Below are 24,534 nucleotides of genomic sequence, written 5' to 3'. Positions count from 1 at the left end.
CATTTTTATTGATACATCTTTATTATACAAAAAAAAGAGATTGATAACGTTTCAATCTCTTTCAAAATTAATCTAATTCATGTAAGTGGTCTTGTATATACTTTCTTCTTTTATTTATATATTCATAAATCATATCAGCCTCTTGATCAAATGTTTCTAATTTTTCTTTCATGTATGGATCTTGTAGTAAATATGGGCGAATCAATTCACACAACCCTTCTACTTTCGGCCTCATAAACGAAACTGTGAATTGATTTTCTAATATTTCTTCCAAAATACTTCGATACTGCTTTCTAAATACAGGTATGTCTAGCAATCTTGCACTTAACGTATTATACCCTTGAATGCGAATATATTCATGACTAAGTGGTCTCCCTTGTACATCTCGCCCCCAAGTCGCATCATAATCCCACGGTATAACTTCAAATAAATTTGTTTCATCGTTATGATATAGTGCATAGTTATGAACGAAACCATCAAAGTTTTGCGTAAAAATAACTCCTGCTAACCATCGTAAATATTTATCTACATGTAGAAACTTCCCAATTTCTTTTTCATAGGCTTCCCTCGTCAAAGTATTCGCTTGAAATACAAATTCACTCAGTTGTTCTTCACTATTTTCATTCGAATATTTAAATTCATAACCCGCAAAGAGCTCTGTCTTAACATCTTTATCCCGTTCACTCATCAATGAAAAATTCGCATCATCATCTATCGCATAATAAATAGAACCACTCGGTAATCCTCTATTTTTCAAAAAATTTTCATCAACCGATTCTAACTGTAAATACACACCTTGAATTTGACCATTAATTTTTATAAATACATGTTGTGATTTTGGCGAAAGTACACCAATATCATGAAAAAAATCTAAAGATAATTTATTTCGTATGAGAGACGGATCCATAAACTCCGAATTCAAATGAAACTCTTTCGCACCTTGAAATTTTTTAGGCTTATAAAACATAACATGATAAGACTTTTTCTCAAATTCGCGAATATGAGCTCCTCGGTATACGATATCAATATCATACTTCTTTTTTCCATAAGTTAATTTTGCTGGCACTGGACTATCTGACCAAATGTCCTTTTTCAATTCCACTAAGTACATTGGATGAACAAAAAAATCATATGAAGGCAGCATGTTTTCTCATCCCTTCTCAGTTCTCTTCATTCAATGTATGCGCCTTGTCTTGTCCATACATCCGCAATCATCTATTTATATAAAATTACACTCTTGTCCTGTTCAGAAAGATGCCTACATACATATCATGTTAAGGAAAAAGAATACCTTTTCACTTTAATACATGATAAGGAGGATTTCTATGAAACGTGATATTAGAAAAGCTGTTGAAGAAATCAAAAGTGCTGGGATGGAGGATTTCTTACACCAAGATCCAAGTACTTTTGAATGCGATGATGATTGCTCTTCAAAAGTTGAATGTAGCGATGATTGTAATTGCCCAAGAACAAGATGTACTCGTGTGAAACATTGTACTTTCGTTACAAAATGTACTCATGTAAAAAAATGGACATTTGTTACGAAATGTACTCGCGTACGCGTTCAAAAATGGACGTTCGTTACGAAAGTAACGCGTAGAAAAGAATGCGTTTTAGTTACAAAACGTACGCGTAGAAAACATTGTACATTCGTTACAAAATGTGTACGCTTTGAAAAGAAATTTTACTGGACTAAACGATGTTACTGTAAAAAATGCGAGTTCTTCCCTCACGGACACGGTGGCTCTTGCGATGATTCATGTGATCATGGTAAAGACTGTCACGATAGCGGACACAAATGGAATGATTGCAAAGGCGGACATAAATTCCCATCTTGCAAAAATAAGAAATTTGATCACTTCTGGTATAAAAAACGTAACTGCTAGTTTTTATACCACCCAAAAAAGGCCGTTTTGCGGCCTTTTTTACATTTATTGAAAGTGACTTATATCTGCAAATTGTTTCACTTTACCAATACCCTCTTCAAATTCTATTATGCTCAAACTGGCACTATGCATAAATGGATCATCCCACACATTTTCTATTTCAATTCCCGCGAAATGCCCTACAAGTAATTTTGCTGCTGCCGCATGAGAAACAATCAATATGTTTTGTCCTTTATGCTTCTCTAAAAGAAGCTGCATCCCTTCAATTACTCTTTCATAAACGGCCTCAAAATTTTCGCCTGATGTTGACTGAAAAAGATGTGGCTCATTCCAAAACAGATGTACTTCTTCTGGAAATTGCTTTTCTATATCCGCGATTGTTTGTCCTTCCCATATACCCATGTTGATTTCATAGAAATGCTCATCCGCTATAATCGGTATATCACGTTCCCCCTTTATTAACTCTGCCGTATGAAGTGTTCTTTCGCTCGGACTACTATAGATCGCATGGATTGGTAAATCTTTCATTCGATTCCCTAATTGTTTCGCCTGAACTATACCATTTTCAGTTAAAGCAGAATTTTTCCGTCCCTGCATTCGCTTCGCTACATTCCACTCTGTTTCACCATGCCTTGTTACATATATAGTTGTTTTCATTTCTTACTCCCCCTCACCATGTTGGTCGTAATTCCCACGGTTCAACTCTCCCTACAATCCACTCCGCTCGTTTACTTTCAATCCCTTTTATAACTCCATCAGCTATCTCTTCATGAATAAGCCATCTTCCATATGTATCTTCTAAAATAAAACCTAAAATAATTCTATGATAAATACATCGCGTACTCCCTATTTTTTGTGCAGGCATACGTGATGCTTTACTACCTAAAATATGAAATAAACTATATGTTTTAGACGACAAATCTAGTTCTTTACAAATATTTGATAGTACATGCTTTGCACTTGTGTGTACCCATGCAACAACTAATGTGATTGGGCCATTTTTCTTAATTGTACTTTTAATAGCTAGCTTTACATCTTCATCATTATGATAATCTAACGAAAGGCATGTAATATTTTCTGGTGCAGAACTCATTCGCTTAACATTTTCTAATTTCACTTCATCTCGCCCGATAATAGAAACATAAAATCCTTTCTCACAAAGCCACATAGAAACTTTCTTTAGCATTCCTGTTCCACCAATTACAAGTGCATGCAAATGTTATCCCTCCCTAATAAAATGTCATATGAGGTTTCTCATCTCTATAATAATTTAAACGGTCTTGCAGTGTCCCTGAGTGAAACTCAAATTTATGACCGTCAGGATCAACAAAGTATATAGATTCGCAATCTCTTACATCACGTTCTCTTCCTTGTAAAATATGAACATCATTTTCTTCTAATCGCTGTATTAGACATTTAAAGTCTTCTTGTTCAACAGAAAATGCAATGTGCGTATAAGATTGATGAACCTCATTTCTCGGAATATGCGTCTCTTCATTAAGCGCTATCCATACTCCACATATGTTAAAATAAGCCAATTTTCTTCCTTTAACTAATAATTCTCCTTCTAATACTTTTTCATAAAACATAATAGAGTTTTCTAAATTAGATACCGAAAAACAAATATGATTGATTCCCCTTAACAACTATAATTCCTCCTTATACAAATAAAAGATGAGCGAAAATTCACTCACCTTTCATTATACTATTTTTTTGTAATATATGCCCATTTATAACTGAAGTCCCCGCCAAACGTATGGTTAGCAATGCCTTTTACAAACGGCTTCTCTAAATAAGCTGTACTTTGTTGGTACGTAGGAGAAATTGCTGCGTCTTGACCAATTAAGATTTTTTCAGCTTCCGCAAGTGCATTCCAGCGTGCTTTATCATCTTTTAATAGCTCTCCTTTTGATTTCGCTACTAAATCATCATACTTCGGATTAGAATAATCCATTTCATTAAATGAGCTTCCAGTAACAAACATATCAATATAAGTCATTGGATCCGGATAATCAGGACTCCATGCAGATAATGAGAATTCATATTGGAATTTCTTTTCTAAATCTAGCTTCTGCTTGTATGGTTGCTGTTTCAAATTTACTTTAATACCAGGCAAGTTTTTCTCTAGTTCTTCCTTAATAAAGTCGCCTACTTTTTTACGGCTACCGTTATCATCGTTTAGTAATTCAACCGTAATTGTATCTTGACCAAGCTCTTTCTTCGCTTCTTCCCATAATTTTTTTGCTTTCTCTGCATTATCTTTACTATCACGGAAGTTTTTATTTACAGAGCGGAAATCTTTTCCATCCGGACCTGTCGTGAATTTTTCAGGTACTAAGAAATATGCTGGCAATGAACCGTCATTTAAAATGACATCAGCAATTCCTTTTTTATCGTATGCTAAATCAATCGCTTCACGTACTTTTTGGTTTTTAAATGTTACATTTTTTTGGTTAAAACGCAAGAAATATATGCGTGGATCTAACTTCGTTTTAAATTCATCTGGCTTATTCTTTTTATATTTATCAACAAATTCAGAAGTTAAAATAACTCGATCTGCTTGATCACTATCATATAAATTTACTCCCGTGCTTGTTTCCTTCACAATACTTACATTAATTTCGTCTAATTTTACAGTATCTTTATCCCAATAATTAGGATTTTTCTTCAACTGATAATTTTGTTCATGTTTCCATTGACTCATTGTAAATGGTCCATTATATAATAATTTATCTGCTTCTAATCCGTATTTATCTCCTTGCTCTTTCACATATTTTTCATTTAATGGGAAAAATGTAGGGAACGACGTAAGCTCAAGAAAATAAGGTGCTGGTTGCTCTAATTCTACTACCAACGTTTTATCATCCTTCGCTTTAACACCCAATTGATCTGCTGGTAATTCACCTTTATTTACTTTCTGTGCATTTTTCACATCAAATAAAATGAATGCATATTCTGCCGCTAATGCTTTATCTAATGTACGTTGCCATGCATATACAAAATCTTGTGCTCGAACTGGATCACCATTTGACCATTTCGCATCACGTAATTCAAATGTATATGTCTTTTTATCTTCACTAATCTTCACATCTTTTGCCATACCTGGTGTTGGTTTATTATCTTTATCTAGACGATATAAACCTTCCATTGCATTTACAAATACACGGAAAGATACAGAATCTGTTGATTTAGATGTATCCATTGAAGGAATTTCAGCTGTTTCTAGCAAATTTAAAACTTGTTTATCGGCCATTCCCTTATTCGATTCTTTCTTCGTTGTCGAAGCCTTCTCACCATTCCCACATCCTGCAACCAATACACTCGTCGTTAACGCAAGTGCAGCAATTGTTGTTGTCTTTCTCTTCATTCTTCCTTCCCCCAATCTATATGTATAAGTTAAATCCTATATAATATATTTCATTATACAAAAGATTCTGATTATTTTAAATATTTATTTTAACAAACATAGAAAAAAGCGATCGGAAATTTCTTTCCAGCCGCTTTCTTGAATAGCATTTACTTGTAATCCATCCTCTATATCAAATGGATTTTGAACTTTAAATATTTCTTCCATCAGCTTCAAAAACTCTTCTTCAGTTTTAGATTCACCATTAACCATAAGTGAGTATGGTTCCACTTCACCTAATTTATAATCGACAACAAATTGAATCTTCACCTTTTGTCTTGGCGTTCCGGTGTTATACCCTTGGAATTCTACTAATTCTAACCCTTCCGTTCCACGATAATATATCCAACCTGAATTTTGAAAATAATTTTCGAAAGATTCACCTATTGAAAAGAAAGGATATTCATAAAGCGAGCTTGTACGAACCTTTTGAATAACGTCTCGATCAGTCGGAAAAAAGAAATGGCTAAAAAATATGCTAGCAACTGCTAAAATAGTAACAATTGTCGCTCCCATTTTGCTCGTTCCGCCGCTATCATTGATTAGATAGTTTTCAACTGATTTATCTTTTATTTCTCTTGCTTTTATTCGGTATATACGTCTTTCCACAAATTGATAGTATAATCCATTTGCAAAAATCCCCATTCCAAACAGAATAAAAATGAGTAATAAAAACGTAAGAGGCACCATATTAATGATTGGCAACGCTACATTAAATCCCATATAATACGAAAATGCATCACACGCTACTAATAACAACATAAATAAAGCAGCTGGTACATAATACTTACGATATCCTAGCCAGCCTATATTGAAAATAGCAGCCCAACCATTCCAGCTCCACCTAGCAATCCGCTTATTCTCAAGATCCCATTTCCTTTTGTAATACGGATATTGTCTCCCTACATATACTTCCAGTTCTTTATCTATTAACGAGCTACCTTCCTCTTGTTCATTATCCAAGTTTCGCTGACAACTTGCACAATTTAACTGTTCCTCCTCGCAAGGTTGCCCACAATTTATACATTTCAAAACAATCCCTCTTCCCATCCATACGTCATTTCAAAATACCTTCGTGTTTTAATAACCACTCTTTCCTCCATAAACCACCAGCATATCCAACAAGCTTTCCACTCTTTCCTATTACACGGTGACATGGAACAATTATTGAAATTGGATTCCGACTATTTGCCCCTCCTATTGCCCGTACAGCTTTTATATTTCCAACTTTCTCTGCAATATCTAAATATGAAGCACTGACGCCGTATGGAATAGTATAAAGTGCATCCCATACATTTTTTTGAAATGCTGTTCCCTCCGCAGACAGCGGGACCGTAAACTCTTTTCTTTTCCCTTTAAAATATTCATCTAACTCATTTATACATTGTTCTATCATTTCATTTTTATTTTCTTCTTGTCGTTCATCAACAAATATAACAGACGTAATTCCTTCTTGATTCGCTGTAATTTCAAGCAAACCTACTTCGCTTTCATAATAAGCCTGGTACATATGCCATCCTCCAATTCAGTTCATATTAGTCATTGTAACACGAATATACAAAATTTTTCGTATAAGCGTTTTATTAGAGAAACAAAAAAGAGAATGGTAAAATATAAGAAAATTCAATCAAGGAGGCTATTTGATGAATTCCAAGCTTTTTTCACCTTATACAATTAAGAACGTTACACTAAAAAATCGTATCGTTATGTCGCCTATGTGTATGTATTCATCGGGGAATGAGGATGGCAGCGTTACGAATTTTCATCTCATTCATTATGGAACTCGCGCTGCTGGCCAAGTAGGTTTAGTTATGGTTGAAGCAACTGCGGTGTTAGCTGAAGGACGAATTTCTAACAAAGACTTAGGTATTTGGGATGACAACCTAATTGAAGGCTTACATAAAACGACTACTTTTATACATGATAACGGCGCAAAAGCTGCCATTCAACTCGCTCACGCCGGAAGAAAAGCTGAATTAGATACGAATGCTTTCGCTCCTTCTGCAATTCCTTTTAATGATAAGATGAAGATACCAGTAGAAATGAATATACAGCAAATCAAAGAGACTATATTAGCTTTTCAGAGGGCCGCGTTACGTTCAAAACAAGCCGGATTTGATGTTATCGAATTACATGGCGCTCACGGTTACCTTATCAATGAATTCCTATCACCACTTACTAATAAACGAACGGATAAATACGGCGGCTCACCTGAAAACCGCTATCGTTTCTTACGCGAAATTATCGACTCTGTAAATGAAGTTTGGGACGGACCAATATTCGTTCGTATTTCAGCAAATGATTATCACCCTGACGGGCTAACGGTTCAAGATTATGTTCAGTATACAAAGTGGATGAAAGAACAGGGAATAGATTTAATAGATTGTAGTTCTGGCGCAGTTGTACCAGCACATATTGATGTGTATCCCGGTTATCAAGTACAATACGCCAAACATATTAAAGAGCATGCTAACATTGCAACTGGTGCAGTTGGATTGATTACGACTGGGTCACAAGCAGAGCAAATTTTAAATAATAACGAAGCTGATTTAATTTTCATCGGACGTGAGTTACTTCGCAATCCGTACTTCCCGAGAATAGCGGCCAATGAACTTGGCTTTGAATTGCAAGAACCATATCAATACAAGCGAGCACCAGGGAAAATTCATACGAATAAATAAAACCGAGAAGTCATTCTTCTCGGTTTTATTTATTCTATCGTTGTAATTTCATTTGAATTATAAGTATGGATACCCGATTCTTCTCGCAGCGCGGTTATATACATCCCTTTCGCCACATCTTTAGCTGAAATTGGTTTATACTTTTTGAAAGCCCCTTTAAATATAAAAGGAATAATACGAGATAACTTTTCAGCCATTTGTTCGCCGAAACGAAATTCTTGTCGATTTCCTACTAATAATGATGGTCTAAAAATGTGAATACCACCGATTACTAACTTTTGCAATTCTTCTTCCATTTTCCCTTTCACTTGTGAATAAAAGAAAAATGATTTAGGATTCGCTCCCATAGAAGACACGACAAGGAAATTTTGTACCCCTTGTTTTTCAGCTAAACAAGCAGCTCGTAACGTATATTCATAATCTACTTTTTTAAAATTTGCTTTTGTTTTTGCTTTTTTTATTGTTGTTCCTAAGCAACTAAAAACATCATCCACAGCAAAGAACTCTTTATATTCCTCTAATACCGAAAAATCAACTTGTTTCTGCTGTAACTTCTCATGTTGCAATTGCATTGGCTCTCTTACAAAAATAGTAACCGAATCGTAGTAATCTGATTCAAGTAATAGACGCGTTATCTCTTGTCCAACTAAACCACTTGCACCAAGTATTAACGCTGTTCGCTTATTCATATATGCATATACCTCTTATTTTACTTTTCTCTCCTTCAGTAAAATACAACCTTTAGGAGTTTCCTGCTCTTATTTTACCACAAGTAAAACACTATGCGTACGCATAGTGCTTTACTCACTCTTTTTTCTCATCTCTCTCTTGTAATTTCGTTATTGTTGTAGCGTCCCCTAAATTACTTATTAATCTTCTTAAAAAAATTAATACGAAAGATAATGGCAATACTACCGCTAATATTAATAAAATAGCTTCCATTAAGTAACCCAAGCGCTCATCCCCCTCTTTACCTCCTTTTCAATATATGAAAACAGCGTTGTCACATATGCATGCATTTGCAAAAATAATACACCTATATTTGACAACTTTATAACAAAAACAAATCGGAATGATTATTATTTATTGCAACTTTATTAAAGATGTATTATACTAAGTTCGCAAACTAAAACGTAATTATTCCGTTTTGTATTAAAATGATATTTTTCTTCTATAATTGGGGAAAATATATCCGTAAAAAAGAAAAGAGGAGAACTTCATGCCTAAAAGATTGACTATATTTTCATTCTTACTTATTTTTACCTTAATTTTCGCTGGCTGCTCAAATAAAAAAGAAAGTAATGCCAAGAAAGATGGAAAGCTAACAGTTTATACAACGATTTTCCCACTTGCTGATTTCGCAAAGAAAATTGGTGGCGACTATGTAAATGTTGAAGCAATTTACCCACCTGGTGCAGATTCACATACATTTGAACCAAGTCAAAAACAAACAGTACAAGTTGCAAAAGCCGATTTATTTGTTTATAACGGCGCTGAATTAGAACCATTTGCTGAAAAAATGGAAAAAACATTACAAAAAGAAAATGTTAAAATTGTAAATGCATCTAAAGGTATTGAGCTTCGTGCTTCTACTGAAGAAGAGCATCATGATCATGGAGATGGCCATAAAGAAGATGAACATCATCACGATAAAGACCCACATGTTTGGTTAGATCCTACTCTAGCAATGAAACAAGCAGAAAAAATTAAAAATGCACTTGTAGAATTACAACCTGAACATAAAAAAGAATTCGAAAAAAACTTTGCAGCACTTCAAACTAAATTTACTGATTTAGACGATGGATTTAAGGCAGCTGTAGCGAACGCAAAAACGAAAGAAATTTTAGTTTCTCATGCTGCCTATGGTTACTGGGAACAACGATACGGCCTAAAACAAATTCCTATCGCTGGAATTTCAGCTTCTGATGAACCATCTCAAAAGCAGCTTGCTGACATTACAAAAACAGTAAAAGAACATAATCTAAAATATATTTTATTCGAAACGTTCTCTACTCCAAAAGTAGCATCCGTAATTCAAAAAGAAACTGGTACAAAAGTTTTACGCTTAAATCACTTAGCTACTATTTCTGAAGATGATGCAAAAAATAATAAAGATTACTTCACTTTAATGGAAGAAAACGTAAATACATTGAAAGAAGCAACAAACTAATCCATTATATTTTCTAGGCAGCTGAATCTGTTATTCAGCTGCCTATTTATGTATTTATCCTTGACTTGACCAAAATAACAAGTAAAATTATCCATATTAGCTTGAAAGCTATATTAATTTAGAAGGTGAGTTGGAATTATGAATCTTCACATTTGTGAAGTAACAGCAAAAAATTGGCGTTCAGTAGTTGCTTTAGACGTCGCAAAAGATCAGCAACAATTTATTGAAAGTAACGCGTTTTCTTTAGCAGAATCATTATATGAAGGAAACGGAACGTCAGTAGGTTTATATGATGGCGAAACACTTGTAGGATACGCAATGTATGGATGGTATTCAGTAAAACATAAAAGTGTATGGCTCGATCGCTTTATGATTGACCAACAATATCAAGGAAAAGGATACGCAAAACGTTTCCTTCGCTTACTCATTCAATTCTTACAAGAAAAATTTGAATGTAAAATAATTTACTTAAGTTTACATCCAGACAACAAACTTGCAATGGGACTGTATGAATCATTTGGTTTCCGCTTAAATGGGGATATTGATGATGAAGGTCCAGTTGTAGGTGTTGTAATGGAGTTACTAATAGACGAAAATACAAGCCTGTGAAAACAGGCTTTTTATTATACAGTTATCAATTTTTAGTTTCTTTCCCTTATTTAATTCTGTTTTACAATCTAATAGAGTGCTCATAAAAAATAAGCCTACAATTTACGCAGACTTATTTCACACACTCCTCGAAATGTTCTTGGAACCACTCTTTATTAATATCTCTTCCGATAAAAACTACTTCACTTACTCGCTCTTCTCCCTCTTGCCACTCTCTATCGTACGAAGCAGCAAATAACGTATGTACACCTTGGAAAACGATACGTTTATCTACTCCATCTATCGATAAAATTCCTTTGTAACGATATAAATATTCCCCTAGCTCTTGAACGACAGCTGACATCCACTCATTAAGCTTTTGTAAATCCAGCGGACGTTCTTCACGTAATACAAATGATTTCACACCTTCTAAGTGGTTATGTTCTTTATGAGGGTAAATTTGCAACGTATCTTTCGTTTTAAACGTTTGGATTTGTAATAAAGATGGTATATCTACCTCACAGTTAGTCGCCTCAATTAACTTTGCAGTCGGGTTAATTCCTTGAATTTCATGCAAGAGATTTTCTTTCTCATTCTCTTCAATTAAATCTAATTTATTTACTAAAACGACATCAGCAAACGCAATTTGCTCTTTTGCTTCTAATCCTTTTTCAAAATGTTTATGTATATGATAACTATCTACTACCGTTACAACACCGTTAATTTGGTAAGCAGATTGAATGACTGGATCTAAAAAGAATGTTTGAATAATCGGGCCTGGATTTGCAAGGCCAGTCGTTTCAATTACTAAACCATCAAAATCCATTTTCCCTTCCGCTTTTACGTCCAGTAACTGTTTTAAAGCAACGAGTAAATCTTCACGTACAGTACAGCATAAACAGCCATTTGTCATTTCCATAATTTCTTCTTCCACATTCATAATCAACTGATTATCAATGCCAATTTGCCCTATTTCATTTACAATCACCGCTAATTTCTTACCGTGATTTTCTGATAAAATACGATTTAATAATGTCGTTTTCCCAGATCCAAGAAAACCAGTTAATATTGTTACTGGAATCATTTCGTACATCTCCTTCTAGCTATATGTTTCTACATTATAGCATATAGAGAAAATCATTTTTTTAGCAAAACATATTTATTGTTTGTACGCCCCTCTAACTATATAATAATATGTAGTAAGAAAGCCTTTTCAAAATAATAATCATTCATCAAGGGGGTACTTATCATGGAACGAGTTCAAATGGCCGAAACGCTAGAATTTTCTCGTATTATTCAAGGATTTTGGCGTTTAGCAGAATGGAATATGACGAAACAAGAATTACTTTCTTTCATTGAAGATTGTATGGATATGGGAATTACTACTTTTGATCACGCTGATATTTACGGCGCATATACATGTGAAGGGTTATTTGGCGAAGCTTTACAATTAAAGCCTTCCTTACGAGAAAACATGCAAATTATTACAAAGTGTGGAATCGCTCCCCCATCACCGAAATTTCCAGAGCGATATGTGGCTCACTACAATACTAGTGCAGAGCATATTATGCAAAGTGTAGAAGCATCACTTAAAAATTTACATACAGATTATATTGACGTATTACTTATTCATCGTCCCGATCCTTTTATGGATCCAAATGAAGTGGCAAAAGCCTTTTCACAATTAAAACAAGAAGGAAAAGTTCGTCACTTCGGTGTATCTAACTTCTTACCTTCACAATTTAATATGTTAAGTTCGTACTTAGATTTCCCACTTATTACGAACCAGATTGAAGTTTCTGCATTGCAGCTTGAGCATTTTGAAAAAGGAACAATTGACTTATGCCAAGAAAAACGAATCAATCCAATGATTTGGTCACCTCTTGCTGGTGGTGAGATCTTTACTGGTCAATCAGAACGTGCTGTACGTGTACGCGAAACTGTGCAAAAAGTTGCTACTGAGCTAGGTGTTTCTAATATCGATACGGTTATGTATGCTTGGTTACTTGCTCATCCAGCTAATATGATGCCAATCGTTGGCTCAGGTAAATTAGATCGCGTAAAAACGGCTGCTCTTGCTACAAACGTTAACTTAGACCGTCAACAATGGTTTACAATTTTCGAAAGCTCTAATGGGCATCCTGTACCATAATGCATAAAAAGAAGAGCTGTTTTCTTACAGCTCTTCTTTTTCATATGTATTTCTAGTCATGGCAAATACACACATATCCCTTAATCCGTTTCCATCTACCGCAACACTCGCACTTTCTAACGTACCTTCTAACTTAAAGCCTAATTTCTCAGGTATCGCTCTACTCTTCTTATTTAAAGAATCACAACGAATTTCTACACGGTTTGCTTTCAATTCAGAAAAAGCGTAATCCGTTATACCTTTCGCAGCCTCTACCATATAGCCTTTTCCGCTAAACCTTGTATCAATCCAATATCCGATTTCAAATTGAGGTATATCCCAATTAATACGATGTAATCCGGCTGAAGCAATAAATTCACCTGTTTCTTTCGAAAATACTAGTAATCTTAAATCCTCACGTTGCAAAAATTGAATATGTGATTTTCTAATACTTTCTTCTACTTCTTGCTCTGTTTGCTCTTTTTGTGCAAACACCATCCAAGGTTTTAGTTCTTCTATTGAAGCCTGAATTGCATCATATACAACTTTACCATCTCCTGGTTTCGGCATTCGAATAAAAAGCCTGTTAGTATAAAATTCAGAAGGAAAATCGAATAATAACGGATTCACTGTAAACACTCCCTATATTTCTTTTATATATAATAATATCCATCTCAAGTTATATAGTAAAGAATTTTCTGAATTGAAAACCTTTTACTCATTCACTTCCAACGCTACACGAATTCCAGATTCAATCGCACCTTGAATCCATCCGTGATATAGCGTTGTATGATCTCCAGCGAAGAATATTCTCCCCTCTGGTTTGACAATCGCTGGTTGTAGCTCAGATTCTTGACCTGCTTGAAAAAGTGCAAACCCTCCAAGCGCATACGGATCTAATGTCCAGCTTTTTGATATTCCAGATATGAACTCATCATACACTTGACCACCTAATATTGTTGCTAAGTTGTGCAATGCGTAATAAATACGATCACCTTTTGATAAACCATCCCATAACAACGCGTCATAAGACCATGTATAGCTACCTAACATCATAGCCGGTCCTTTCTCCCCAATTCCATAGCTTGGATAATAGGCATAACGAATTGGCAAATCTGTTATAATTCTGCCGCCTAATTGTCCTTGTTCTTCCCAAAATCGGCTTTTAAATTGAATTCCTATTTTCGTCGCAGGCATATAATGTAATTCACGAATTGCTTTCCATTTTTCATGAGATATAGAATCAAACGGATCTACTTCTACAAAACGCATTGTCGAAAACGGAATGGTAACAATAACTAAATCTCCTGTAATACTACTATATTCAAAAGTTTCCTCGTTCCGATAGAAAGCTGTCACACCATTATCGTGTTGATGTAGCTTCATTAATTTTTGATTATATATAATATTCTCTTCTAATTGCGGTAAAAATGACTTTGGCAATCTATCGTTCCCGCCCACAATTTCACAAAATCCGCTCTCCTCTTGCATAATGTATAGAAAGCGTAAAGTCTCTACAAACGATCGTTCCAAAAAACCTTCTAAATCTAATAGAACACCAATCATCTCAATTGTTACTGGCGAAAAGTAAGTATTATACTGATAAGGATGATACTTTAAAAATTGCCCAGTAGAGTATCTTCCAAAATCCTTTACTACAACGTCCCAATTTTTTTCTGGGTTCTTTTTTATAAAATTTATAATGGGCTGTACCGCTAACAATAATAATTCCTCTGACGTTTTTCCAACTTCATTCATTTCCACAGGATATCTTAGAATACTTGGATCTTTTTCATATTGTTTTAACGTCGTTTTCCGTCCATTTACGTATATAATATCCGTCTCATTTCTATTAATAAAAGGTCTCACCTGTAGCCCAAATTTTCTTATATATGTCATCGTTAATGTATGCGAATATGGAATCCTCATTGCTCCAACATCTAAATATAATCCGGTATCTTCCATTCTAACCGTTTCTATACGGCCACCTACCCGGTTATTTGCTTCAAAAATTTTCACATCATGTCCTGCAGCCTTTAATAAAGATGCTGAAACTAATCCAGCCATACCAGCTCCCACTACAATAATTTGTTTTGGATTTGTCGTCTTCTTCAATCCTTTATCTATAACTTTTAACGCTTCATCCATTTCAGTGTTATACATTATATCTTTCTGCACAATTCCACCCCTTACTTCATCAAATGGACGTTAGTGGTTTAGTGCATTTTATTCATACATCCCCATAAACATAACACCATTGCAATTTGAATATTCACTAAAAGTACATAAGAGACAGATTTCATATTTCTTTATGCTTCGTATAATATAGCAACCGCACGAAGGAGTGACTAAAAAATGAAACATACTTATGATTACCACGCTACAAAAAAGCATTTAGAATTAAAGAAACAAAACTTATGTAAAAAACTTAGCAATATGACACTATCTGAAAAAGAACGTGAACAGCTAAAATGTGAAATTGACAACTATGAATATATTTTAAATCTGGTTGAAATGAATCATTATGAACGCGGATTTTCTCATTAAAAGCGGAAATAGGATTATCCGCTTTTCATTTTGAGCATTTCACTACGCATTTTTCATAAGTAAATATATAATAGGATGTACATTAAGATTGAGAGGTATATTCTATGATCAAGTTAAGTGTATTAGACCAATCACCTATTTCAGATGGTAGCACAGCAGCCCAAGCTTTTTCACATACAGTTACGCTTGCACAAGAAGTTGAAAAACTCGGATTCACACGTTTTTGGGTATCCGAACATCATAATTCCGTAAGCTTAGCTGGTTCAAGTCCAGAAATACTTATTTCTCATATTGCCGCGAAAACGGACCGTATTAGAGTCGGTTCAGGTGGTGTTATGTTACCGCATTATAGCCCATATAAAGTTGCTGAGAATTTCCGTGTTCTAGAAGCACTGTATCCGAACCGCATCGATCTCGGTGTTGGTAGAGCTCCTGGTGGTATGCCAATAGCAACTCGCGCACTTCAAGAAGGGAAAATGGTCTCACTTGATCAATATCCAGAACAAATTGCAGACGTTGCAATGTACTTACATGATCAAGTACCAGAAAACCATCACTATGCAAACTTAAAAGCCACTCCAGTTATCCCAACATCTCCTGAAATGTGGATGCTCGGTTCTAGCGGAGAGAGCGCTAAAATTGCTGCAAACAACGGAGCTTCTTTCGCATTTGCGCAATTTATTAATGGCTTTGGAGGCCCTGAAGTTATGAGGGCTTACCAAGAACAATATCAGCCTTCATTTTTAGGAGATAAGCCTAATTCAATCGTTGCCATTTTTGTTATATGCGGAGAAACAAATGAAGAAGCGGAAAAAATTGCTTCTAGTTTAGATTTATCAATCTTATTATTAGAGCAAGGAAAACGAACTACTGGTACACCTTCTATTGAAACTGCTCAAAATTATTCATACAGCGCTTATGATTTATTCCGTATAAAAGAAAATCGTCAACGTATGATTGTTGGTGATCCGTCTTCTGTAAAAGAAAAAATAATAAACTTAAGCAAAGCATACAATACTGACGAATTTATGATTGTCACGATTACTCATCAATTTGAACATAAATTAAAGTCTTATCGCTTATTAGCAAATGCTTTTAATTTATAATTCTAAAAAGAGATGCATCACATATGATGCATCTCTTTTTCTTACTACTTATTGTTTTCATTTCCTATATATTCAATAGCTTCTTTTAATAGCTCTTCAAAGTTAATAGGATAATCATGATCTAAGTCAGGGACAACTTTATACTTATGTTCTATATTCTTCTCTCTTAATAGTTGTACAAATTGCTGCGTGGATTCGAAACAATCTTCATCTTGATCCCCGCATACTATATATCCTTTTATATGTTTATCCTGCAGCACTCTTAGCAACTCATCCCATTCTTCAATCTCGGGAAGCCATGGTGCCATAAAAACAAAACCATCAACCTCTATATCTTTTTGCAAAATCGTATATAAAGCTACTCTTGCCCCTGCAGAAAAACCACCAATGATTACATTTTCTACTGTATGGTTTTCTATAAACTTATTGTAATGCCCTTTTAATTCTTCTTTCCCTCTCTCTATATCATCCCAAACAAATCCATCTGAAAACTGAATTTGTGAAGACTGTGGTAAAGCTAACGTGTAATCTTGTGTCAAAACTGATTTCCAATATGGCTCTACTATTTGAATATTTTCTTGGTCACCGTGCAATGTAAGTAGTAGATTTCCTTCTTTCTTGCTGTATATATATTTCACATCTGGTCTTTCCTTTTTATGTGCTAATTCTTCTCTTTCATTACATAATTGCACCATTGTATGAAATTCTTCAAATTTATGTAGTGATTTTAAATCTTCGTCGGAAATTAAATACTCATTTCCATACCAGAATCCCTTTTCTATAATGGCCTCTCTCATTAAATGTAATGCTTCTTTTTCAAGTCCCGATGCACTTGCGAGTGCATACTTAAAATTATATATTTGCGCCTCATTCCCTATTACACCTGTAGCGTTTTCCATTATATAATTGTACGCTTCAAAACTTCCTTTATTTGCATAACAACGTAACGTTTCATTTAATAATTGAATGTAAGTCATGCTATTTTTCATGTACCAATTCCCCCGAAACCTTTTATAATATTTTTTGCGAATCTTTATACCACTTTGTATAACCCACGCTAACAATACCTTATTCTCAAAATGATGCTTAATAGTTACTCTTCCCTGTCCAATACATTTAGTATAAATAATAATAGACTGAAAAATCAATATTTTAAAAAACAAAAAAAGACAACAATATATGTATTGTTGTTTTCATTACATCTACCCGCTCTTTTGTTTTTTTCTATCTGGTTTACTTGAAACTAAATAATGTTTTTCTGAAATATATAAGTCTCTTTTTAAGCTACGATTTAAGTAAGGTCCTAGCTTCATTCCGCATATGAGGCGATCTTCGCTACCTTCAACAATTGGGAACATTTCTTTTTCTGTTACGTATTGGTCTACTGCTTTTTGTACGACATCAATTTCTTTCACTAGGCTTAAATTTTCTGCTGTATGTTCAAATACCTCAAGCGTTTCCTTCGTTATGAGAAAATCATTTGTTGGAAATGCAGGTAAATACGGTTTTAACAAATCATAATTTACTGTATAATCTTCATTTACTAATACTGTATAAACGATATTAGCATTCGTTTCTAAAAACTGAGCCATCGCTTGTTCTAATTCATCTTTCGTAATTTCCCGCTCTTCTTTTCCAGTTCTGAAAAAGCGAAACATCGCATCGCCTCCTTTTTACTATATTATAGCATAAAAGAAAACTGAAAAATCATAAAAAAACCCATTGAAATAATTTTTCAATGGGTTTCTATTATATTTATCGTTATTTTAAGAATGCACTTAGCATCCATACATGCTGTTCTAATGTTGTATGAATTGCTAACAGCATGTCAGCTGATGTTTCATCACCAGCTTCACCTGCAACTTCCATACCTTCTTTTAATTCTTGAATAAGTGCAGAATAATCATTCACTAATGTTTGCACCATTTCTTCTGCAGATTCTTTGCTTGTCCCTTCGCTGACACTAGATGTTGCGAGATATTCTTTCATTGTCGCTAATGGTTTACCTTCTAAAGCTAAAATACGTTCTGCTAACTCATCAATATACGTTCCAGCCTCATTATAAAACTCTTCAAATTTCTCATGTAATGTAAAGAAGTGTGGCCCTGTCACATACCAGTGATAATTATGTAGTTTAACATATAACACATTCCAGTTTGCTACCTGCTTGTTTAATACTTCAACAACATTTGTTTTCGTACTCATACAATCACTCCTCTTATCATTTTGTAATGTTTATCTTTTAATAACCTAATTACATTTTACCATACATTCCCTTTCCTTTCGAACAATTGGCTTATATGTAACAAAGTTTTAACACCTTTAATGCTTCCCTAATATCATTAAATTCATGTATTTTTTCAAACACTTCATACGTCTAATTGTCCAAGCTCATACATATGCATAATAGTACATCAAGCTCATCATAGTAGAAAGAGGGATAACATGGACAATCAACAATGGCAAGTAGCAAAGAAAGTAGCCGCTACTTATATCGGAACTGTCGTTGGAGCTGGATTTGCTACTGGACGAGAAATTGTTGAATTTTTCACAGTGAATGGATTATACGGGACAATTGGCATATGTGTAAGTGGATTTTTTTTTATTTGGCTTGGCACAAAGATGATGTTACTTTCATCACAAATCGGGGCATTTTCAGCGCAAGAATTTAACAAATATTTATTTGGGGATGTATTTGGGAATGTTGTAAACACATTATTATTACTCGTTTTATTCGGCGTAACGAGCGTTATGTTATCAGGGGCTGGTGCAGTATTTGAAGAGCAACTTCGCTTACCAAGACAACTCGGTATTCTTATTACAGTTATCGCTTGTCTTATTATAAGTAGCCGCGGATTACAAGGTGTTTTTGAAGTAAATACACTTGTCGTACCTATTATGATGATTTTTATTATCGGACTTGCTATTACAACCTTTTTTCACGGTACACCTTCCATTAATAACACTATTCCTGCAGAGAACTGGAATATGAAATGGATTACTAGCCCTATTACATATGTCGCCTTAAATCTTTCTCTCGCCCAAAGTGTTCTCGTCCCATTAGCCAGTGAAGTAAGAGATCGAAAAGCTATTTTTTGGGGTGGGATTTTGGGTGGTGCTGGACTTTCTTTAATTTTATTATGCAGCCATTTAGCAATCTTATCAGTCGATCAATTTTACCAATATAACATCCCAATGGCTGAAGTCATAAGAAGATTTAATGCAACTTTTCACTTCTTTTTCGTTCTCATTATTTTCGGTGAAGTTTTCACAACTTTAGTTGGTAATGTGTTCGGAATGACAAAACAGATGCAATCTATTACTGGGTGGAAAAATAACAATATTATTTTCTTCATTTTACTAATTAGTTATTGCTTTAGCTACATCGGTTACAGTGACTTACTTCACATTCTATATCCTATCATCGGATGGGTAAGTATTGTTATACTGCCAATCATTGCGTTTAAACAACTTCAAAAAACATAAAAAAGCATCCATGTTATTGGATGCTTTTTTATGCTCATTCACAATCATCACATACTTCCCAGTACGGTCCCATTTCTAATGCTAAATATGGCTTTAACTGCAACCGAATCATTCGACTAGGCATGCGCTCTAAAACAAATTGAATACCTTCTTCATCTTCGTCTAATTCAACTTTTGAAATCACAATTCTTTGCATAGTCGTAATGGGAATTCCATCTTTATATAAAGTGATTTTCACCTCATCGTATTCATTAAAATATAATTCGACACTCATTTGATTTTTCAGTATTTCATCAACAATTTTAAATGTATTATTTTGTTCTTGGATTATATATTTCCATCCGCCTCTATCTTCTTTCGGAGCTGTTTGAAATAATGTCTCCAAATCCTCGTATAGCATAAGATAACCCCTCTCTTACTAAAAAACGATGAGTATTTTATATACCCTTTATCTCTATCACTATCCATAGCTATTGTACCATATATCAACGTTCTTACCGTATTCATTTGCTTCATACATACTTATAAAATAACTAATTCTATCTCCATTATTATGTATATTACCTCATTACTCCATACACTCTTACAAGTTCAAATAACGACAGACTTTAATCCATGCAAATATTGTCTACTCTCTGCTTTTATTAGCTCACAGCATTCACACTTTTATATATAGTAAGACTACCACAAATAAAAAAGGAGAGTGACTTATACCACTCCCCTCAAAAGACCTTCCCTATAGCTGCTAAAACTAATACGATTATTAAAATTGCAAATAATAATGAGACAATGAAACTAAAAATAGGTAACGCTTTCTTTTCATTCTTCTTAAATAGTAACTTTAAACTAAGAAAAATATTTACTGGTACAAATATAAAATAAAAATATTTAACAATTTGCACCGAGCTATTCGAAAGTGTTTTTAATATAAACACTTCAATTAGAAAAACAATAAAAAATGAAATACTTAGCCAAAATGAGACGTAACTAAGCCAAGAATGTCTTTTTGTCCCCCAATACACTCCCATAATACTCTCCTTTTATTTGTATTCTATACGTTAATAATTATACACAAAGCTAACAAATACCTCTATTTTTCGACAAACATTATGCAAAATACCATTTTAAACGTCATAAAGGAAGTTTACATCTCCATTTGATTTTACACAATAAAACAGACTACCCTCTATTGGCATAATGCTACTAGGGGATAGTCTGTTCTCTATTAGACTTTAAATCTGTCAATTAGTCCTTGCAACTCTTCAGCCATTTGAGATAACGTGCCTGCTGCAGATCCAATTTCCTCCATCGAAGCTAGCTGTTCTTCAGCTGAAGCCGCAACATTTTGTGTGCTTGTCGCATTATTTTGTGCTGTCATTGCAATTTGTCCTACCGAAATAGATACTTCATTTGCCCCTTTTGACATTCCATTAGCCGTTTCAACCATCGTCTTAATTTGATTAGCTATTTCATTTGTAGATTGTAAGATTTCAGCAAAGTTTTGCTTCGTTTCATTTGCGATAACAAGTCCAGATTGAACTTCCTCATTTACATGATTCATAGATTTGACTGTCTTACCCATATCATCTTGTATTTCACATATTAATTTACTAATTTCACTAGAAGATACGCTAGACTGCTCTGCCAATTTACGCACTTCATCTGCAACAATTGCGAAACCTCTTCCATGCTCACCGGCTCTTGCGGCTTCAATCGCCGCATTTAGAGCTAGAAGGTTTGTTTGATCTGCAATATTTTGAATTACTTCTAAAATATCACCAATTTGTTTTGATTTATTATTTAGTAATTGTATAACTGCATCTGATTGTGAAACCGATTCTGCAATAGACTGCATCTGGTTTACTGTTCTTCCTACTAGTTTCCCACCATCTTCTGCTTTTTCACGAGTATGTGCAGAAGCCGTATTAATAGATGATGAACTATTTGCTACATGTTGAATTCCTTCCGTTACATCAAACAGTAACATAGCGCCATTTTCTACGCTTGTTGTTTGCGTCGTTGCCCCACTTGATATTTCATCCATTGCGATTGTGATTTGCTCAGTCGCTTCACTTGCTTGCCTTACACTTGCAGTTAGCTCTTCTGATGCCGCTGCAACATGCCCAGCTGAATCGTTAATTCTTCCAATTAACGTCCGTAACGAATTCGTCATCTCATTAAAGCCTTTAGCAAGTTGGCCGATTTCATCATTAGAATGGATTTCAATTGTTTGCGTTAAATCCCCTTCGCTTATTTCTTTAGAGGTAACAACTAATCTCTTTAAAGGCTTCGTAATTGAAAGTGTCACAAAATAAATAAGTGCCCCGCCTACTACTAATGAGATAAGCATAACAATTAACATATTATAAAATACAGGTTGAGCAGCTTCAATTACTTCAGTTGCGTACATCGTCCCACCAATTTTCCAACCTGTTTTTACGTTTGTAGCAAATACCATATTCTTTTCACTACCACCATAAGAATATGTAAAAGCACCGTGATTATCTTCATAAATTTTCTTTGCCCAAGAATCAGCTGCTTTATCCCCTGATTTTTCTTGTGGATGAGCAATGATTTTTTGCTTTCCATCTAAAATGAAGGCATATCCTTTTTTACCAATATTGATTAACTTTGTTGTTTTTAATAAATTGTCTAAACTTAAATCTAGCGCAACAACCCCATTTTTATCTTCTGTTTGTTTTGCAATCGTTACGACAATATGTCCATTTCCTTTTGCCTTATATGGCTCGCTAACAACAATACCACCTTGTTTTGCCACTGCATCTTTATACCAAGGTCGTGTTGTTGGATCATAATCTGCTGCCATTTGTATATTTGGTTCCTGTACAAATTTCTTATCATTACCGGCAACATACACTTGTTCAACATCTATATTCAAATTGATATACTGAGATAATGTCTTTCTTAGCTCATCCTGATTATCCCCTTGATACATATTCCCTTGAATTACTCGTGCAAAGTTATTCACATCGTTAAATTTTGCTTCAATCATTTGATTGATTAAATTATCTAATATTTTTATATTATCGTTAGCACTACTCGTAATTTGTGATTCAAAATTCTTTTTAGCAGTTTGATAAGACATGCCCCCGATTATAGAAACGGCTGCAATTAAAATTACAAAGAATGAAATTAATAGCTTTTTTGCTACTTTCATATCACGAAACAAATTTAATAGTTTACCCATTATGAACCTCCTAATTTTCGAATTTAAAAGTTAAATTGAGTTAATTATGAATATTTCCCATTCCTTAATTATTATTTTCATAACCTATTATGGTGAATACTTTGTAAAGTTTAAACAATTAATTTCTCTTTGTCTATATATACGAATAATATTATTATAAAATTTACAAATAGAAAAAACCAAAGGGGCCCCTTTGGTTTTTACATTTTTTTATGTTGTTTAGAAATTTTCTTCCATTTATCACGCTCTGCTCTGGCAAGGATTGCATCTTGTTTCCTCATAAAATACGCCAGTTCTCTTTGTAATTTTTTATAGCTTTTCAAACGATCTATCGTAATAAGTCCGTTTTCAATTGCACTATACACCGCGCATCCTGGTTCATTCTCATGCTTACAATCACGGAAACGACATGTTGTCGCAAATTCTTCAATATCAGAGAATGCTGTTTGAATCGCTTCGCTGCCTTCCCAAAGTTGCAATTCCCTCATGCCAGGCGTATCAATCACGAGAGCGCCACTAGGCAATTGGAATAATTCTCGATGCGTTGTCGTATGCCTCCCCCTACTATCCTCTTCACGTATATCTCCCGTTTTTGCTACATCAATTCCTATTAGAGCATTTAACAAAGTTGACTTTCCTACCCCTGATGACCCAACTAAAGCAATTGTTTTCCCTGAAGAAACGAATTGTTTCAACGAATCAATACCTGTATGCTCTAAACTATCAACAACGAAAATAGGAACACCAATTGCTATAGCTTCCGTTTCTACAATTTTTTGTTCTACATCATTACATATACTACTCTTTGTTAAAACAATAACTGGCATAGCGCCACTTTCATACGCCAATAATAAATAACGTTCCATCCTTCTAACATTAAAATCATGATTAAGTGCATTCACTAAAAATAAATAATCTACATTTGCTGCTATAATCTGTTCTTCTGTTCTTGTTCCAGCCTCTTGTCTTGAGAAAGAACTTCTTCGCTGGAAAATACGATGAATAATCGCTTTCTTTTCATCTTCTATTTTCTTTATATACACCCAATCACCAACTGCTGGATAATCGCCTTTCGTAATCGCTTCATGCCGAAACTTCCCAGACAGTTCTGCCATATATTCACCATCATTACAAATAATGCGATATATATGCTTATGCTCAAGTAAAATACGACCTACTTCATAATTTTTCTCTGTAACTTGTTCTTCAAAAAATGAATCCCAGCCGAAAGATTCTAAAATATTTTGATTCAAATAAATATCCTCCCTAGTTTGTACTAAGTGGAAGGATTGCGAATTACCTTATATAATATCGCCCTTTCCATC

At 34.3% G+C, this 24,534-nt stretch carries 27 protein-coding genes and 1 pseudogene; 8 read left to right on the top strand and 20 right to left on the bottom strand.

Annotated elements, in window-relative coordinates:
- Positions 1-67: 67 nt before the first annotated feature.
- A complete protein-coding gene (cotH, locus tag ACX9TM_RS10540) occupies positions 68-1,144 on the bottom strand; it encodes a spore coat protein CotH (RefSeq protein WP_065382093.1) in 1,077 nt (358 codons plus the stop codon).
- Between the two features lie 181 nt (positions 1,145-1,325).
- Between cotH and exsB the strand changes: the two genes are divergently transcribed.
- A complete protein-coding gene (gene exsB / locus ACX9TM_RS10535; RefSeq protein ID WP_000817482.1) occupies positions 1,326-1,886 on the top strand; it encodes an exosporium protein ExsB in 561 nt (186 codons plus the stop codon).
- A 45-nt stretch (positions 1,887-1,931) separates the two neighbouring features.
- Here exsB and ACX9TM_RS10530 read toward each other — a convergent pair whose 3' ends face one another.
- The 6 genes from ACX9TM_RS10530 to ACX9TM_RS10505 form a co-directional block, all read right to left on the bottom strand.
- Positions 1,932-2,543, bottom strand: a complete 612-nt coding sequence (locus tag ACX9TM_RS10530) for a phosphoserine phosphatase 1 (protein WP_000858827.1) — start codon at positions 2,541-2,543, stop codon at positions 1,932-1,934.
- 13 nt (positions 2,544-2,556) lie between these two features.
- Entirely contained in the window at positions 2,557-3,102 is a 546-nt protein-coding gene (locus ACX9TM_RS10525; RefSeq protein ID WP_065211646.1) for a short-chain dehydrogenase, read from the bottom strand.
- A 13-nt stretch (positions 3,103-3,115) separates the two neighbouring features.
- On the bottom strand, positions 3,116-3,532 hold the full coding sequence (gene fosB, locus ACX9TM_RS10520; protein WP_000943772.1) for a FosBx1 family fosfomycin resistance bacillithiol transferase: 417 nt from the start codon (positions 3,530-3,532) through the stop codon (positions 3,116-3,118).
- A gap of 59 nt (positions 3,533-3,591) precedes the next feature.
- Positions 3,592-5,253, bottom strand: coding sequence for a peptide ABC transporter substrate-binding protein (locus tag ACX9TM_RS10515; RefSeq protein ID WP_025687478.1), 1,662 nt, complete (start codon positions 5,251-5,253; stop codon positions 3,592-3,594).
- Between the two features lie 84 nt (positions 5,254-5,337).
- Positions 5,338-6,342, bottom strand: a complete 1,005-nt coding sequence (locus tag ACX9TM_RS10510; protein ID WP_002195426.1) for a DUF2628 domain-containing protein — start codon at positions 6,340-6,342, stop codon at positions 5,338-5,340.
- A 7-nt stretch (positions 6,343-6,349) separates the two neighbouring features.
- A complete protein-coding gene (locus tag ACX9TM_RS10505) occupies positions 6,350-6,802 on the bottom strand; it encodes a methylated-DNA--[protein]-cysteine S-methyltransferase (RefSeq protein ID WP_000283912.1) in 453 nt (150 codons plus the stop codon).
- A gap of 133 nt (positions 6,803-6,935) precedes the next feature.
- Between ACX9TM_RS10505 and namA the strand changes: the two genes are divergently transcribed.
- Positions 6,936-7,973, top strand: coding sequence for an NADPH dehydrogenase NamA (gene namA / locus ACX9TM_RS10500; protein ID WP_025687615.1), 1,038 nt, complete (start codon positions 6,936-6,938; stop codon positions 7,971-7,973).
- Positions 7,974-8,002: 29 nt separating this feature from the next.
- On the opposite strand, the gene ACX9TM_RS10495 is transcribed toward namA, so the two are convergent.
- Together ACX9TM_RS10495 and ACX9TM_RS10490 are read right to left on the bottom strand one after the other, a co-directional pair.
- Complete coding sequence (locus tag ACX9TM_RS10495; RefSeq protein ID WP_001042735.1) at positions 8,003-8,662, bottom strand: oxidoreductase; 660 nt, start codon at positions 8,660-8,662, stop codon at positions 8,003-8,005.
- 115 nt (positions 8,663-8,777) lie between these two features.
- Complete coding sequence (locus ACX9TM_RS10490) at positions 8,778-8,927, bottom strand: hypothetical protein (RefSeq protein WP_000540932.1); 150 nt, start codon at positions 8,925-8,927, stop codon at positions 8,778-8,780.
- A 265-nt stretch (positions 8,928-9,192) separates the two neighbouring features.
- On the opposite strand from ACX9TM_RS10490, the gene ACX9TM_RS10485 reads away from it, so the two are divergent.
- Positions 9,193-10,143: a metal ABC transporter substrate-binding protein gene (locus ACX9TM_RS10485; protein ID WP_001126148.1), complete on the top strand. Its 951-nt coding sequence runs from the start codon at positions 9,193-9,195 to the stop codon at positions 10,141-10,143.
- 138 nt (positions 10,144-10,281) lie between these two features.
- Entirely contained in the window at positions 10,282-10,752 is a 471-nt protein-coding gene (locus ACX9TM_RS10480; protein ID WP_001048677.1) for a GNAT family N-acetyltransferase, read from the top strand.
- A gap of 112 nt (positions 10,753-10,864) precedes the next feature.
- On the opposite strand, the gene ACX9TM_RS10475 is transcribed toward ACX9TM_RS10480, so the two are convergent.
- Positions 10,865-11,815, bottom strand: a complete 951-nt coding sequence (locus ACX9TM_RS10475) for a CobW family GTP-binding protein (protein WP_000613422.1) — start codon at positions 11,813-11,815, stop codon at positions 10,865-10,867.
- 165 nt (positions 11,816-11,980) lie between these two features.
- On the opposite strand from ACX9TM_RS10475, the gene ACX9TM_RS10470 reads away from it, so the two are divergent.
- A complete protein-coding gene (locus tag ACX9TM_RS10470; RefSeq protein WP_065382094.1) occupies positions 11,981-12,883 on the top strand; it encodes an aldo/keto reductase in 903 nt (300 codons plus the stop codon).
- Positions 12,884-12,907: 24 nt separating this feature from the next.
- Here ACX9TM_RS10470 and ACX9TM_RS10465 read toward each other — a convergent pair whose 3' ends face one another.
- Positions 12,908-13,492, bottom strand: a complete 585-nt coding sequence (locus ACX9TM_RS10465) for a GNAT family N-acetyltransferase (protein ID WP_065382095.1) — start codon at positions 13,490-13,492, stop codon at positions 12,908-12,910.
- Positions 13,493-13,576: 84 nt separating this feature from the next.
- Positions 13,577-15,040 (bottom strand): flavin monoamine oxidase family protein, encoded by a 1,464-nt coding sequence (locus tag ACX9TM_RS10460; RefSeq protein WP_065382096.1) that lies wholly within the window; start codon positions 15,038-15,040, stop codon positions 13,577-13,579.
- Between the two features lie 177 nt (positions 15,041-15,217).
- On the opposite strand from ACX9TM_RS10460, the gene ACX9TM_RS10455 reads away from it, so the two are divergent.
- Positions 15,218-15,409, top strand: a complete 192-nt coding sequence (locus ACX9TM_RS10455; protein WP_000683364.1) for a DUF3896 family protein — start codon at positions 15,218-15,220, stop codon at positions 15,407-15,409.
- Between the two features lie 104 nt (positions 15,410-15,513).
- Positions 15,514-16,515, top strand: a complete 1,002-nt coding sequence (locus ACX9TM_RS10450) for an LLM class flavin-dependent oxidoreductase (RefSeq protein ID WP_000594045.1) — start codon at positions 15,514-15,516, stop codon at positions 16,513-16,515.
- A gap of 44 nt (positions 16,516-16,559) precedes the next feature.
- On the opposite strand, the gene ACX9TM_RS10445 is transcribed toward ACX9TM_RS10450, so the two are convergent.
- The 3 genes from ACX9TM_RS10445 to ACX9TM_RS10435 form a co-directional block, all read right to left on the bottom strand.
- On the bottom strand, positions 16,560-17,504 hold the full coding sequence (locus tag ACX9TM_RS10445; RefSeq protein WP_000798324.1) for an alpha/beta hydrolase: 945 nt from the start codon (positions 17,502-17,504) through the stop codon (positions 16,560-16,562).
- 213 nt (positions 17,505-17,717) lie between these two features.
- Complete coding sequence (locus tag ACX9TM_RS10440) at positions 17,718-18,173, bottom strand: DUF3939 domain-containing protein (RefSeq protein ID WP_000488210.1); 456 nt, start codon at positions 18,171-18,173, stop codon at positions 17,718-17,720.
- Positions 18,174-18,276: 103 nt separating this feature from the next.
- Positions 18,277-18,720, bottom strand: a complete 444-nt coding sequence (locus tag ACX9TM_RS10435; RefSeq protein WP_000105199.1) for a Dps family protein — start codon at positions 18,718-18,720, stop codon at positions 18,277-18,279.
- Between the two features lie 240 nt (positions 18,721-18,960).
- Here ACX9TM_RS10435 and ACX9TM_RS10430 point away from each other — a divergent pair, with 240 nt between their 5' ends.
- On the top strand, positions 18,961-20,001 hold the full coding sequence (locus tag ACX9TM_RS10430) for a YkvI family membrane protein (RefSeq protein ID WP_000370205.1): 1,041 nt from the start codon (positions 18,961-18,963) through the stop codon (positions 19,999-20,001).
- Between the two features lie 34 nt (positions 20,002-20,035).
- Here ACX9TM_RS10430 and ACX9TM_RS10425 read toward each other — a convergent pair whose 3' ends face one another.
- The 5 genes and pseudogenes from ACX9TM_RS10425 to rsgA all read right to left on the bottom strand — a co-directional run bounded on the left by ACX9TM_RS10425 (position 20,036) and on the right by rsgA (position 24,462).
- Positions 20,036-20,401 carry a DUF3979 family protein gene (locus ACX9TM_RS10425; RefSeq protein ID WP_063219878.1) on the bottom strand — a complete coding sequence of 122 codons (366 nt, stop codon included), beginning with the start codon at positions 20,399-20,401 and terminating at the stop codon, positions 20,036-20,038.
- A gap of 322 nt (positions 20,402-20,723) precedes the next feature.
- Positions 20,724-21,029, bottom strand: a complete 306-nt coding sequence (locus ACX9TM_RS10420) for a hypothetical protein (RefSeq protein ID WP_000539569.1) — start codon at positions 21,027-21,029, stop codon at positions 20,724-20,726.
- Between the two features lie 197 nt (positions 21,030-21,226).
- Entirely contained in the window at positions 21,227-22,045 is an 819-nt protein-coding gene (locus ACX9TM_RS10415; RefSeq protein WP_406741423.1) for a methyl-accepting chemotaxis protein, read from the bottom strand.
- 123 nt (positions 22,046-22,168) lie between these two features.
- Positions 22,169-23,107, bottom strand: a pseudogene (locus ACX9TM_RS10410) (HAMP domain-containing protein); the annotation flags it as partial.
- Between the two features lie 302 nt (positions 23,108-23,409).
- A complete protein-coding gene (gene rsgA / locus ACX9TM_RS10405; protein ID WP_001073076.1) occupies positions 23,410-24,462 on the bottom strand; it encodes a ribosome small subunit-dependent GTPase A in 1,053 nt (350 codons plus the stop codon).
- Positions 24,463-24,534: the final 72 nt, after the last annotated feature.

The sequence above is a fragment of the Bacillus sp. LH1 genome, assembly GCF_057924895.1.
This window is presented reverse-complemented; position numbering and strand designations above follow the sequence as displayed.

Coding starts and splice junctions, on each gene's coding strand:
- cotH (WP_065382093.1), bottom strand. CDS start 1,144: ATGCTGCCTTCATATGATTTTTTTGTTCATCCAATGTACTTAGTGGAA.
- exsB (WP_000817482.1), top strand. CDS start 1,326: ATGAAACGTGATATTAGAAAAGCTGTTGAAGAAATCAAAAGTGCTGGG.
- ACX9TM_RS10530 (WP_000858827.1), bottom strand. CDS start 2,543: ATGAAAACAACTATATATGTAACAAGGCATGGTGAAACAGAGTGGAAT.
- ACX9TM_RS10515 (WP_025687478.1), bottom strand. CDS start 5,253: ATGAAGAGAAAGACAACAACAATTGCTGCACTTGCGTTAACGACGAGT.
- ACX9TM_RS10510 (WP_002195426.1), bottom strand. CDS start 6,342: ATGGGAAGAGGGATTGTTTTGAAATGTATAAATTGTGGGCAACCTTGC.
- ACX9TM_RS10505 (WP_000283912.1), bottom strand. CDS start 6,802: ATGTACCAGGCTTATTATGAAAGCGAAGTAGGTTTGCTTGAAATTACA.
- namA (WP_025687615.1), top strand. CDS start 6,936: ATGAATTCCAAGCTTTTTTCACCTTATACAATTAAGAACGTTACACTA.
- ACX9TM_RS10495 (WP_001042735.1), bottom strand. CDS start 8,662: ATGAATAAGCGAACAGCGTTAATACTTGGTGCAAGTGGTTTAGTTGGA.
- ACX9TM_RS10485 (WP_001126148.1), top strand. CDS start 9,193: ATGCCTAAAAGATTGACTATATTTTCATTCTTACTTATTTTTACCTTA.
- ACX9TM_RS10480 (WP_001048677.1), top strand. CDS start 10,282: ATGAATCTTCACATTTGTGAAGTAACAGCAAAAAATTGGCGTTCAGTA.
- ACX9TM_RS10475 (WP_000613422.1), bottom strand. CDS start 11,815: ATGATTCCAGTAACAATATTAACTGGTTTTCTTGGATCTGGGAAAACG.
- ACX9TM_RS10470 (WP_065382094.1), top strand. CDS start 11,981: ATGGAACGAGTTCAAATGGCCGAAACGCTAGAATTTTCTCGTATTATT.
- ACX9TM_RS10455 (WP_000683364.1), top strand. CDS start 15,218: ATGAAACATACTTATGATTACCACGCTACAAAAAAGCATTTAGAATTA.
- ACX9TM_RS10450 (WP_000594045.1), top strand. CDS start 15,514: ATGATCAAGTTAAGTGTATTAGACCAATCACCTATTTCAGATGGTAGC.
- ACX9TM_RS10445 (WP_000798324.1), bottom strand. CDS start 17,504: ATGAAAAATAGCATGACTTACATTCAATTATTAAATGAAACGTTACGT.
- ACX9TM_RS10440 (WP_000488210.1), bottom strand. CDS start 18,173: ATGTTTCGCTTTTTCAGAACTGGAAAAGAAGAGCGGGAAATTACGAAA.
- ACX9TM_RS10435 (WP_000105199.1), bottom strand. CDS start 18,720: ATGAGTACGAAAACAAATGTTGTTGAAGTATTAAACAAGCAGGTAGCA.
- ACX9TM_RS10430 (WP_000370205.1), top strand. CDS start 18,961: ATGGACAATCAACAATGGCAAGTAGCAAAGAAAGTAGCCGCTACTTAT.
- ACX9TM_RS10425 (WP_063219878.1), bottom strand. CDS start 20,401: ATGCTATACGAGGATTTGGAGACATTATTTCAAACAGCTCCGAAAGAA.
- ACX9TM_RS10420 (WP_000539569.1), bottom strand. CDS start 21,029: ATGGGAGTGTATTGGGGGACAAAAAGACATTCTTGGCTTAGTTACGTC.
- ACX9TM_RS10415 (WP_406741423.1), bottom strand. CDS start 22,045: ATGGATGAAATATCAAGTGGGGCAACGACGCAAACAACAAGCGTAGAA.